Below are 11,933 nucleotides of genomic sequence, written 5' to 3'. Positions count from 1 at the left end.
GCTTTACCTGGCCGGGGAAGCCCGCGGCCGACCCCGAAAACACCGTGGTGCTCGGGGCGATCGACGTGCGCACCGACAATGCCTCCGCACGGCAAAAGCTGGCCTGGGTCGGCAAGGCGCTGCTTTCGGGCCTCACCTTCGCGTCGGTCAAGCTGCGCGCCGTGTCCGACAGAGATGTTCTCGCTGCCATTGAGCGTGCCGGACCGTTTGACGGCTATGTCTTGAATTCCGTGCAGTTCGCCGGCGCCTTCGAAAAGCTGTTCGCTGAGCGGCCTTCGATCTTCGTTGCCCACAATGTCGAGCATCTTTCGGCGCGGGAGAATGCCGCTGCCGCCGACGGTCTCTTCCAGCGCCTGCTGTTTCGCCGCGAGGCAAGGCTGCTCAAGACCGTCGAAGAGCGTCTCTGCCGCCGGGCGCGCTTCGTCTTCACCCTAGCCGAGGAAGACCGCGCCGCACTCGGTGTCGCCTCCGACAACCGCTCGGCGGTGCTGCCGCTGGTGACCGGTGCCCAGGCGCCAACCCTGAAAAGCCCGCGCCGCACCGATTGCGACGCCGCACTGATCGGCACCTGGACCTGGCAGCCGAACCGCATCGGCCTCGACTGGTTCCTGGGCAAGGTCGTGCCGCATCTGCGGCCCGATTTCCGCATCCGCATTGCGGGCCACATGCCTTCGGGCGTCGCGTCGAAGCATCCGGGTGTCGAATTTGTCGGCCGCGTGCCCGACGCGCAAGCTTTCGTGCGCGGTGCTGCCGTCATCCCGCTGATCAGCACCGCCGGCAGCGGCGTCCAGTTGAAGACCATCGAAACCTTCGAGCTCGGCCTGCCTTCGGTCGCCACCAGCCGTTCGCTGCGCGGCATCGACCACCGTCCTTCCAATTGCGTCGTCACCGACGATCCCGTTGCCTTCGCCAGGGCGCTCGAGGCTGCGGCGGCCGACATCCGCGACGTTGACGGCAGCGCGTTCCGGGGCTCGCAGGTCAAGGCGCTCGACGCTGCCATCCGGCTCGGCCTCGAAAAGCTCGCCCCTCTCAGGCAGGAGGCGTTTGCATGAACATGCATTCCGCCCGCGCCGCGTTCGGGCTCGACACGCTGAAGACGATCCTTGGCATCCCGGTGGTTGCGGTCCGCTGGAACGATGCCATCGCCCTGCTGAACCGGCTGATTGCCGAGCGGCGCTTCACCAAGGTCAGTTTCCTCAACGCCCACAATGCCAACATCGCCTATACCGACCCGGTGTTCGCCGAAGCACTCGATGATTTCCTCATCCTGCCCGACGGCATCGGCATCGATCTGGCGGCGAGGCTCCTCTACGGGGCGCCGTTTCCCGACAATCTCAATGGTACCGATTTCGTCCCAGCCTTCCTGCAGGCCTCGACGACGCCGCTGACCGTCGGGCTGCTCGGCGCGACGCGCGTCAACGCAGAAGCGGCGTCGGTCAAGCTGGCGGCACTGGCCGTGCAGCACCGGTTCGTGGTGATCCATGACGGCTATTTCCCCCCTTCGCAGGAGCAGGAAATCGTCGACCGGATTGCCGCGCTTCGGCCCGACGTGCTGCTCGTGGCCATGGGCGTGCCGCGCCAGGAATTGTGGATCGAACGCCATATCGACGCGCGCCATTGCACGCTGCCGATCGCCGTCGGCGCGTTGCTTGATTTCCTGAGCGGCGCGGTGCCCCGCGCGCCCTTGTGGATGCGCCGGCTGCGGCTCGAATGGCTGTTCCGGTTGGCTGTCGAGCCGGGCCGCCTGTGGCGCCGCTATGTGGTCGGCAACCCGCTGTTCCTGCTGCGCGTCGTCAGGCAGAAATTCTCGCTTGCGCCCGAAGCCGCGGGAGATATCAAATGAACAGCAGGTTCGTGCCAGGTGCTGCTGTCGAGCCAAGCCCGCTTCGGCAGACACCGACGGCGGCAATCGTGACGGCAAGCTATGCGCCCGATTTCGAGCGCTGTCGCCTGCTGTGTGAGACACTTGATCGCCACGTTTCCGGCGCGGCGCACCATTACATCCTGGTCGAGCATCGCGATGTCGGCCTGTTTCGCCAATTGGAGACCGGCCGCCGCACGGTGGTCGACGAGCGGGAATTGCTGCCGCGCTGGCTGCACGCCTTCGACGACCCGCTCAGCCTGTTTCGCCGGCGCGTCTGGCTCAGCCTGAAGACGCAGCCGCTGCGCGGCTGGCATGTGCAGCAGTTGCGCCGCATCGCCATCTCGGCGCATGCATCTCAAGACGTGCTCATCTTCTGTGATTCCGATGTTGCGTTCCTGAAACCTTTCGACTGCAGCGCCTTCTGGCGCGACGGCAAGGTGCGCCTGTTCCGCCGCGACGCTGTGCTGGCGGACGAAGGTCATGAGGAGCATCGCATCTGGTCGCGCAACGCCGGCTCGGCACTCGGCATCGACCCGTCCCGGATGTCGAACCATGACTACATCTCGACGCTGATCGCGTGGCGGCGCGACACCGTGCTGGCGATGTGCGGTGCGATCGAAAGGGTCCATGGTCGCAACTGGGTCGAGGTCGTCGGCTCGGCGCGCAAATTCTCCGAATGCATGATCTACGGCCGCTATGTCGACGATCTGCTGGACGGAGCCGGCCACTTCCACGGTTCCGAAGAGTTCTGCCGCGTGCACTGGACCGGCGAAGCGCTTTCGGATGACGAGTTCCGCCGCTTCGTTGCCGCCATGGCGCCGGAGCAGGTGGCGATCGGCATGCAATCCTTCATCGGCACCGATATCGGCCGCATCCGCCGTCTGATTGGGTTGGATTAGATCATCCCGAAAAGCGGAAACCGGTTTTCTCGGACAACGATTTCCGTTTGTCCAGAAGTCATGTACAAATGAGAAAGTCCTAGACGGGTTTGGCCGGCCTGCGCATCGCCGAATAGGTGAGCAGCGTCGAGGCGAGATACAGAAGCAGGAAGACGACATTGAGCGACAGCACCAGCTTCGGCGTGTCGAGGATGGTCGTCAGCACATAAGTCAGCAACAGCGCCTTCAATCCGGCGAGCAGGCCGAGATTGAGCGCCCGCACCAGCGTTTGGCCGCGTGCGAACAAAAGCTCGGCCTGGTATTCGACCAGATTGCGCAATCCCGGCACGCAGATTGCCAGCACCACCAGCGGGGCGGCCTCGGCGACATTCTTGCCGAGCGCATTGGGGAAGAAATGCAGCACGATGCCGAGCGTCAAGAGCGCCAGCGTCGACACCGCGAAAACGCCGCCTTCGATGCCGCTCTTGACCGCCAGCCGTGACAACAGTTCCGGCGCGCGCATCATGCGCTGCACCAGCATCATCGAGAAGGTGCGGATCGGAATGGCCGTCAGGTCTACCAGCCGCATGATGATGGCGTAGATGCCGGCCAGATGCGGGCCGCCGATCGCCAGCACCAGCAGCTTGTCGAACTCCATCTGCAGGTAGAACAGCACTTCGGCGCCGGCCACATAGATGGAATCGGCCAATCGCCGAAGATACAGCTCGACGCGCAGCCGCAGCTTCTGGCGCGGGTAGAAGAAGCCGAAGGCAATCAGCAGCGAGGCGGCATTGGCGCCGATATAGAACCAGGACCATATCCAGACGCTGTGTTGCGCTGAGAACATGAACAGCACCGCGCCGAGCGCCCGCAGCGCGGTCGCCAGGATGGCCAGCAGCGCGGCACGGCCGAACTTGCCCAGGCCGTTGTTGACGATCAGCGCCACCTCCACCGGCCGCCACAACAGCGCCTCGGCAAAGACGATTGCGGCAAACACCGACAGCGGCACGGTGTCGGCGAAGAAAAGCAGATAGACGCCGAACGAGGCCACGGCCAGCAGCGGCAGCGACAGCACGCCGAGCAGCAGGAAGCCGGCGGAAAAGGTGCCGATCAGATTGGGGCGGATGGTGGCGGTGCGGTAAAGCGCCGAGATGAACCCGAAAGCGAGGATGCGCGACAGCATGACGCCGGCCGCCGACGCGGTGGCGAACATGCCGAATTCGGATATCGACAGCGTGTTGGCCAGCGCGATGAAATAGGCCAGCGAAAACACCAGTCGCCCACCGGCACCGCTGATCGCTGAGAAATAGTCGCGAAGCAGCCCCCGTCGTTCGGCCAAAAAGCTGCCGATCCGGGCGAGGGGCCGCCTTTGCGGTATGTCACTGGCCTGCGTCATGTCTCATGGAGAGCCTAGGCCGGAAAACTTAACGTGCCGTTCTGGCGGCTGGGCTTGTGTCGAAAATAGATGCAACCGAAACGAGAAACCGACGCTTCGGCGCGGGAAAATTAACCTTTTGTTTTCCATGCCTGTTTAGCGTGGCTTAACGAATGGCCAATCTCCGTTCGCAGGTCGCCAAGGGTAAAGTTCCAGACGATGGTCGACAGGGAAAACCGCGAAGACTGGAAGCGCGAGCGCTCGTTGCTGGCGCTGGGCCAGGCTGTGCGTGGCGACGAACCCGACGCGTCGCTGGTCTCGATCGGCGACCGGGCAGACCCGTCATGGCGCGAGGACGCCGCCACGCGTCATCGCCTCGCCCGCTCGCAGCGCGAGGCGCGCAACCCGAAACTGTCGGGGGATCCGGTCGCGGCCGACGGGAATCATGAGCAAGCCTACCGCGCGCAAACCACGCCACGGACACAGCCCGGTGCCGCCGAAACCGCTGGCGCACGTCGCGCCGATCATACATCGGAACCTTACGCTGCAGGCGACGCGTCGTTATCCCGAAACGACGGCACGGACAGCCAGCAGTGGAAGCCGCTGATCGATCCGATGCAGGTCGTGCGCGGTGTCGGCAAGTCGAAGCTGCTGATCGTGACGACGACACTGCTGGGCGCCGCGCTCGGCATCACCATCGCGCTGTCGACGCCGAAGAAATATGAGGCCACCACCGAACTGATCGTCGACCCGCGCGACCTGAAGCTCACCGACCGCGATCTCACCCAGTCGGTCGTCGCTTCCGACGCCACGCTGGCCATCGTCGAGAACCAGGTTCGGGTGCTGACATCAGGCACTGTTCTCAACAAGGTCGTCGACAAGCTCAATCTGGTCAACGATCCGGAATTCAATGGGCAAGGCGGCGGCGGCCTCAGCGTCATGTCGCTCATTCGCTCCGTCCTGTCCCGCAATGATGGGCCGGGGGGTGTCGACGACAGCCGTCGCCGCGCGCTTGCTGTCGGCAACCTGGCTGAGAGCCTTTCGGTCGAGCGCGGCGGCAAGACCTTCGTCATCACCGTCAGCGCCACCACGCAGAATGGCGAGAAATCGGCCCTCATCGCCAACACGATGACGGATGTCTTCCTGCAGACTTTCGGCCAGATACAGTCGGACACCGCAGGCCGCGCCACCGACGAACTGACGGCCAGGCTCGACGAGTTGCGCAAGGGCGTCGAGGCAGCCGAGCGCAAGGTCGAGGATTTCAGGGCCACGCACGATCTCGTTGACGCGCAGGGCCATCTCATCAGCGACGATGAGATGCTGAAACTCAACGAGCAGCTGTCGGTCGCGCGCGCCCGCACGCTCGAACTCAACGCCCGGGCGGCCTCGGCGCGTTCGGTCGACGTCAATTCGGTTCTCACCGGTACCTTGCCGGAGGAGATCAACTCCAACACGATGAGCGATCTGCGTTCGCAATATGCGTCGCTCAAGCAGGAAGCTGACCGCGCCGCCATCCGGCTCGGCCCGCGTCACCCCGAACTCCAGGCGATCAATGCCCAGATTGCCGGCGCACGCGACCGCATCGCCTCGGAGCTGCGCCGCATCGGCTCGTCGCTGCAGGTCGACCTCAAGCGCGCCGTCCAGCTCGAACAGGATCTTGCCTCTCGCCTGGCGCAGCTGAAGGTCCGCAGCGGCGACGTCAACAGCGACCTCGTGTCGATGCGCGAACTGGAGCGCGAGGCGACCGCCAAGCGTTCCGTCTACGAACAGTACCTGCTGCGCGCCAAGGAGACCGGCGAGCAGAAGGACATCAACACAGCCAACATCAATGTGATCTCGAAGGCCTTCGCGCCGCTTGAGCCGAACGGGCCGTCGCGGGTCGTGGTCGCGCTTGCCGGCCTGTTGCTGGGTTTCGCCTCCGGCATTGGCCTCGGAGCCATGCGTGGCGCCTATGAGAGCCTGCGTGACACCGCCAATTCGCGCTCGCGTCGCGACCATGGCACGGACGAACGCCGGACGCCTTACGAAGACAAGGCATATCGGGCAGCGCCGCCGCCGGCGCCGCCATTACCACCAGCGCCGCAGCCATCGACACCCCCGCCTGCATCACCACCGCCGGCCGTGCCACCGCCTGTCCAGCAAGCCGAGGGCTCGCCGGCCGAAGGTCCCGGCCGGATCGGTGCCTTGCTGTCGAGGCTGCACAAGTCCGTCTCGCGCAGGCCATCCCGGGAGGAGCCGTTCGATACCGTCGAATGGGCCTCTGCCGAAAACGGGGAGCCAACGCAGGATCCGCAATACCGCGCCTATCCCCGGCCGGCGCCGGCCTTCGAGCCCCGGCAGGCGGTCGCGACAGCATACCCGGCACCACCTTTCCAGCCCGGCGGCCATCCGCAGCAGACGGCGCAGCCGCCACTGCCGCCTCCCATGATGACGCAGCGGCCATATTCCGGGCCGCAGCTCTATCCCTACGCGCAGCCATTGGGCTACGCGCAGCAGCCGGGCTATCCCTATCCGCGTTCGATGCCGGCCGCCAATGCCGGGCAGCAGTCCGATCCGGCTCAGCCCGCTTCCGAGTCTTATCCACAGCCGCCCGTCGCGCAGCAGCAGGCGCCTCAGCCTCATCAGCGATCGGCGGAGCCGTCGCGGGCCGTGGAGGATGCCGAGCAGCAAGCGCCAATCGAGGAAATCCGCGCCAGCCTGCGCGAATTCCGCGAAGCGGTTCGCGAACTGACCGAGAGCCGCACGCGCCGCCGCTACTTCTGAGCCACAAAAATCTGCGCGGTGCCGTACAAAAACATGCCGGTTTCGCGTAAACGGCATGGGACGGCGCTTTGGCGGGATTGCATGTTGGATTTTTCGTGAAGATGCCACGCTGTGAAAGATCGAAAAGCGCGTCGCTTCCGGAAGCGACGCGCTTGGGCATTCTGGTGTTGAGGGTGGTCCATGGCTGAAGTGATTGATGGCAAGAGCGTTGCCGGGGACGTTGTGGGGACGGTCAAGACCCTGACGGCTGAACTTGTCGCCAAGGGCAAGGCCAAGCCCGGTCTTGCCGTGGTCATCGTCGGCGAGGATCCGGCCAGCCAGGTCTATGTCGCGTCCAAGTCGCGCACCGCCAAGGAATGCGGCTTTCATTCCGTCCAGCATACGCTGCCGGCCGAAACCTCCGAAGAGGCATTGCTGAAGATCATCGGCGACCTCAACGCCGATCCGGCCATCAATGGCATCCTCGTGCAGCTTCCTCTGCCGGCCCACATTGACGCCGGCAAGATCATCCAGACCATCGCGCCGGAAAAGGATGTCGACGGCTTCCACTTCATCAATGTCGGCAAGCTCGGCACCGGTGAACTCGAAACAGCGTTCGTGCCTTGCACGCCGGCCGGCTCGATGCTTCTGATCGAGCGGGTGCGCGGCAAGGACCTGTCCGGCCTCAACGCCGTCGTCGTCGGCCGCTCCAACATCGTCGGCAAGCCGATGGCCAACCTGCTGCTTGCCGCCAACTGCACCGTCACCATCGCCCACAGCCGCACCAGGGATCTGCCGGCCTTGGCCCGCACCGCCGATATCCTTGTCGCGGCCGTCGGCAGGCCGGAGATGATCAGGGGTGATTGGGTGAAGCCAGGCGCCACCGTCATCGATGTCGGCATCAACCGCATCCCGGCGCCGGAAAAGGGCGAGGGCAAGTCCCGCCTCGTCGGCGATGTCGCCTATGCCGAAGCGGCCAAGGCCGCCAGCGCCATCACACCGGTGCCCGGCGGTGTCGGCCCCATGACCATTGCCATGCTGATGGCCAATACGTTAGCCTCCGCCTACCTTGCGGCCGGATTGAAACGGCCGTCCTTCTGACCCGCCAGAAAGCTGCAGCTTTGCCGAACCCCAGTGTTCCCTCAGAACGGCCGGTCATGACTGACCCCGTTCAAGGCGGCCGGCAGTTCGCATTCCTGCTGGTAGACAAGTTCTCCATGTTCTCGCTGGCTGCCGCGATCGATACGTTCCGGTCGGCGAACCGGTTGCTTGGCCGCGACTTCTACGGTTGGACCACGGTGTCGGCCGATGGCGATCCGGTGATGGCTTCCAATGGCCTGCCGCTCAAGATCGACTACGCCGTTGCCGACCTGCCGCCGGTCGATATCCTTTTCGTCTCGGTCGGGCTGACGACCGAATTCCCCGGCAAGAGCAAGGTGCTGGCGGCTTTGCGAAGCTGGGGCCGGCGCGGCAATGCGCTGGGTGCCCTGTCGGTCGGGTCCTACCTGCTGGCCGAGGCCGGCCAGCTTGAAGGCTATCGCTGCACCATCCATTGGGAAAACCGTGCCGGCTTCGTCGAGCGATTCCCCGACATCAACTGCACTGGCAACGTCTTCGAGATCGATCGCAAGCGCTACACCTGTGCCGGCGGCACCACTTCGATCGACCTGATGCTGGAGATCGTGCGCGGCGATTTCGGCTCGAACCTGGCCAATGGCGTCGCCAACCAGTTCCAGCACGAACGCATCCGCTCGGCCGGCGACCGTCAGCGCGTCGGACCCGAACGCGACCTGACCGGCAAGTCGGAGAAGCTCAGGCGCATCGTCGAACTGATGGCCGACCACCTCGACGAGCCGCTTTCGGCGGTACAGCTGGCCAAATCCGCCGGCCTTTCGGTGCGCCAGGTCGAGCGCCTGTTCCTGCGCCATCTCAGCGTCACGCCCGGCCGTTACTATATGCGATTGCGGCTGGAGCGGGCGCGCGAACTGCTGCGCCAGACCAACATGCCGATCCTCGACGTGGCGATCGCGACGGGCTTCACCTCGCATTCCTACTTCGCCCAGAGCTACCGGCTGCAATTCGGCAGGCCGCCTTCGGAAGAACGCCGCACGACTTACTAAGCTGGTTTTCGTTTTGGTTGAAAGTTCGGCATTCGGCCCCGGCGCATCGGGCCAAGGCCATGAATTCGGGTTAATGGGTTCTTTCGGGGCCTTCGCCGCGCGTAAGCTGACGGGCGAATCAAACGAATAAACCCGCCTATTGCGGCGGGTCACCGGCGCAAATCAGCACCATAGCCAAATATGTACCTTAGCTGAGGTCATGGTGTCAAGAAAAAATTCCTATTACCGGGGAAAAGGCTGCTGCCGCCGCCGAACTGGCTGTCGTCAGGACTTTTGTTAAGCTGGGTCCGCAGCCCTGCGCACCGGGCGCCCGGACTTGTGTCCCGGCGCCGCGTCAAATAGCTTGCCGCCCGGATCAGGGGCGGATTTAGGAGATTTCGATGGCGGGACTTGCACGGGGCGTCGCTGCGGCGATCCTCCTTTTGTCGATGACGACGTTCGGCTTCGCCGCAAACAAGGTCATCATCATTCTCGATGCGTCCGGCTCGATGTGGGCGCAGATCGACGGCAAGCCCAAGCTCGAAATCGCCCGCGAGTCGCTTCGAACCGTGCTTCAATCGGTCCCCACCGACGACGAGATCGGCTTCATGGCCTACGGCCATCGCGAGAAGGGCAGCTGCGACGACATCCAGCTGATCGTGCCGCCGCAGGCAGGTTCGGGCAGCGCCATTTCGGCCGCCGCCGACAGCCTGAAATTCCTCGGCAAGACGCCGCTGACGGCGGCGGTCAAACAGGCGGCCGAGGCGCTGAGATACACCGAGGACAAGGCGACCGTCGTGCTCATCACCGACGGGCTCGAAACATGCGGCGGCGACCCCTGCGCGCTTGGCAAGGAGCTCGAGGCATCCGGCGTCGACTTCACCGCCGATGTCGTCGGCTTCGGCCTGACCGCCGACGAGGGCAAGCAGATCGCCTGCCTCGCCGACAACACCGGCGGCAAATACATCCAGGCCTCCGACGAGAAGGCGCTGCAGGAGGCGCTTGCCGAGACCGTGGCGGCGCCGGCACCTGCTCCTGAACCGGCTCCGGCACCTGCGCCGGCACCCGCGCCCGAGCCGGCCAAACCGGACTTCAATTTCCTGCCGATAGCGGTGCTTGCCGAGGGCGGCGATCCCGTCACTGACGGCAATGCCTGGGAGATCTACAAGGCGAAACCCGACGGCACGCGCGGCGACTACGTCAGTACCGAATACGGCGCCTACAAGGCCAATCTGGAACCGGGCGACTATATCGTCGTGGCCAGCGACGGCCAGGCCAAGACCGAGCAGAAAGTCAAGATCGAGGCGGGCCAAGTCTACGCGCCTCTCTTCAACTTGAATGCCGGCACGCTCATCATCCATCCGCGACCGAGCGAGGGGGCAGATGTCGTCGATGGCGCGGCTATCGTCATCGATTATCCGGGTGCTGACATGCCCGCCACCTTCTATGGGACCACGAAAGCCGTGTTGCCGGCCGGCGACGAGAAAGTGACGGTCACGATCGGGCAGGGCGTGGCTACCGAAACGATTCCGCTGGCTGCCGGCAAGACCGTGGAAAAGGACATGATTGTCGGTGTCGGCCATGTCGTTGCCAATGCTTATTATGCTGCCGGCGGCGACAAGGCGGACGGTTCAGGCATCGGCTTCAAGGTGCTCAAGGCAAAAAAGAAGATCGATGGAACCAGGGACGAGGTGACCTATGCCTACGGACCCGACAGCAAATTCGATCTGCCGGCCGATGACTATGTCTTGATTGCGACGGTTGATCTCGCCGTTGTCGAGCAGCCGTTCACCGTCAAGGTCGGCGAATTTCAGGATCTGAAAATCGCAATGAATGCCGGCGTGCTGGCGATCACCGCGCCGGGAGCCTCGAAGATCGAGATTTTCGAGGCCAAGAAGGACATCAACGGCAACCGCAAGTCGCTTGGCTATGCATTCGACCAGAAGTACCAGGCAGCGATCCCGGCGGGCGACTATGCCGTCGTCTCGGAGAAATCCGACAACAGTTCGAAAGAAGGCAACGTGACGGTCAAAGCCGGCGAGCGAGCCGAGCTAACCGTGCAATAGAATCGTATGCACAACCGCAAGAGGGCGGCCAAGTGCCGCCCCTTTTCATGGGTTGCGCAGAACTGCCGTCAGGCCGTGCCGAAGGCGCTGGCGCCATGATCGGCGCGGCCGACCAATTGCCGGAAGCCGGCAAACAGCTCGCGGCCGAACCCGAACTCGTTGCCGATGAGATCGGCATCCGCCGTCCGGCGCAGCGCGAAATCGCCGGCCGGCACCAGCACTTCCAGCGTGCCGGCATCGGCGTCGAGCCGGATGATGTCGCCTTCGTGGATCCTGGCGATAGGACCCTCCTCGACCGCCTCCGGCGTCACATGGATCGCCGCCGGCACCTTGCCTGAGGCGCCCGACATGCGCCCGTCGGTGACCAGCGCCACGCGCTGGCCGCGATCCTGCAGGATGCCGAGCACGGTGGTCAGCTTGTGCAGTTCCGGCATGCCATTGGCCTTCGGCCCCTGGAAGCGGATGACGGCGATGAAATCGCCGGTCAGCGTGCCTGCCTTGAACGCATCGTTCAGCCCTTGCTGGCTGTCGAAGACCCTGGCCGGCGCCTCGATGACACGCCGCTCCGGCTTCACCGCGGAAGTCTTGATGACGGCGTGGCCGAGATTGCCTGACAGCACCTTCAGGCCGCCGGTCGCCTGGAACGCCTTGTTGAAAGGCGCCAGCACCTTCTCGTCGCCGCTTGTCCGCGGCGAGGCTTCGCGCACCACGCCTCCGTCGGCGCCGAGCTTTGCCTCGACCGCATAAGGCCGCAGGCCTTCTCCCCACACCGTCTGCACATCCTCATGCAGGATGCCTTCGTCGAGCAGTTCGCGGATCAGGAAGCCGAGCCCGCCGGCGGCGTGGAAATGGTTCACGTCGGCGAGGCCGTTCGGATAGACCCGCGCCAGCAGCGGCACCGCTTCCGAC

Annotated in this window: 9 protein-coding genes; 7 read left to right on the top strand and 2 right to left on the bottom strand. The window is 64.5% G+C overall.

Features of this window, described 5'->3' with window-relative positions:
• The 3 genes from EN914_RS09055 to EN914_RS09045 all read left to right on the top strand — a co-directional run.
• A partial coding sequence (locus EN914_RS09055) for a glycosyltransferase family 4 protein (RefSeq protein WP_127389051.1) occupies positions 1-1,052 on the top strand: 1,052 nt, incomplete at its 5' end.
• Positions 1,049-1,843 (top strand): WecB/TagA/CpsF family glycosyltransferase, encoded by a 795-nt coding sequence (locus EN914_RS09050; RefSeq protein WP_024504805.1) that lies wholly within the window; start codon positions 1,049-1,051, stop codon positions 1,841-1,843. The genes EN914_RS09055 and EN914_RS09050, both read left to right, overlap by 4 nt.
• Positions 1,840-2,763 carry a DUF6492 family protein gene (locus EN914_RS09045; protein ID WP_024504806.1) on the top strand — a complete coding sequence of 308 codons (924 nt, stop codon included), beginning with the start codon at positions 1,840-1,842 and terminating at the stop codon, positions 2,761-2,763. Before EN914_RS09050 ends, EN914_RS09045 begins: the two co-directional genes overlap by 4 nt.
• 79 nt (positions 2,764-2,842) lie before the next feature.
• On the opposite strand, the gene EN914_RS09040 is transcribed toward EN914_RS09045, so the two are convergent.
• On the bottom strand, positions 2,843-4,138 hold the full coding sequence (locus EN914_RS09040) for a lipopolysaccharide biosynthesis protein (RefSeq protein WP_024504807.1): 1,296 nt from the start codon (positions 4,136-4,138) through the stop codon (positions 2,843-2,845).
• A 198-nt stretch (positions 4,139-4,336) separates the two neighbouring features.
• Between EN914_RS09040 and EN914_RS09035 the strand changes: the two genes are divergently transcribed.
• The 4 genes from EN914_RS09035 to EN914_RS09020 all read left to right on the top strand — a co-directional run bounded on the left by EN914_RS09035 (position 4,337) and on the right by EN914_RS09020 (position 11,024).
• Complete coding sequence (locus tag EN914_RS09035; RefSeq protein WP_024504808.1) at positions 4,337-6,880, top strand: GumC family protein; 2,544 nt, start codon at positions 4,337-4,339, stop codon at positions 6,878-6,880.
• 180 nt (positions 6,881-7,060) lie between these two features.
• Positions 7,061-7,960: a bifunctional methylenetetrahydrofolate dehydrogenase/methenyltetrahydrofolate cyclohydrolase FolD gene (gene folD / locus EN914_RS09030; RefSeq protein WP_024504809.1), complete on the top strand. Its 900-nt coding sequence runs from the start codon at positions 7,061-7,063 to the stop codon at positions 7,958-7,960.
• Between the two features lie 56 nt (positions 7,961-8,016).
• Positions 8,017-8,979 carry a GlxA family transcriptional regulator gene (locus EN914_RS09025; RefSeq protein ID WP_013530232.1) on the top strand — a complete coding sequence of 321 codons (963 nt, stop codon included), beginning with the start codon at positions 8,017-8,019 and terminating at the stop codon, positions 8,977-8,979.
• A 380-nt stretch (positions 8,980-9,359) separates the two neighbouring features.
• On the top strand, positions 9,360-11,024 hold the full coding sequence (locus EN914_RS09020; protein WP_024504810.1) for a VWA domain-containing protein: 1,665 nt from the start codon (positions 9,360-9,362) through the stop codon (positions 11,022-11,024).
• A 68-nt stretch (positions 11,025-11,092) separates the two neighbouring features.
• Here EN914_RS09020 and EN914_RS09015 read toward each other — a convergent pair.
• Positions 11,093-11,933, bottom strand: an 841-nt coding sequence (locus EN914_RS09015) for a dihydroxy-acid dehydratase (protein WP_206527192.1), incomplete at its 5' end; no start/stop codon positions are given.

Origin of the sequence: Mesorhizobium sp. M7A.F.Ca.CA.001.08.2.1 (assembly GCF_003998455.1) — a bacterium.
Classification (GTDB): Bacteria; Pseudomonadota; Alphaproteobacteria; order Rhizobiales; family Rhizobiaceae; genus Mesorhizobium; species Mesorhizobium ciceri.
Note: the sequence above shows the minus strand (reverse complement) of the source record. Positions and strands in the feature narration are given on the sequence as shown.

Bases quoted from the DNA above. Each gene is read 5' to 3' on its own strand.
- EN914_RS09020 (WP_024504810.1), top strand. From the start codon at position 9,360: ATGGCGGGACTTGCACGGGGCGTCGCTGCGGCGATCCTCCTTTTGTCG.
- EN914_RS09045 (WP_024504806.1), top strand. From the start codon at position 1,840: ATGAACAGCAGGTTCGTGCCAGGTGCTGCTGTCGAGCCAAGCCCGCTT.
- EN914_RS09035 (WP_024504808.1), top strand. From the start codon at position 4,337: ATGGTCGACAGGGAAAACCGCGAAGACTGGAAGCGCGAGCGCTCGTTG.
- folD (WP_024504809.1), top strand. From the start codon at position 7,061: ATGGCTGAAGTGATTGATGGCAAGAGCGTTGCCGGGGACGTTGTGGGG.
- EN914_RS09040 (WP_024504807.1), bottom strand. From the start codon at position 4,138: ATGACGCAGGCCAGTGACATACCGCAAAGGCGGCCCCTCGCCCGGATC.
- EN914_RS09025 (WP_013530232.1), top strand. From the start codon at position 8,017: ATGACTGACCCCGTTCAAGGCGGCCGGCAGTTCGCATTCCTGCTGGTA.
- EN914_RS09050 (WP_024504805.1), top strand. From the start codon at position 1,049: ATGAACATGCATTCCGCCCGCGCCGCGTTCGGGCTCGACACGCTGAAG.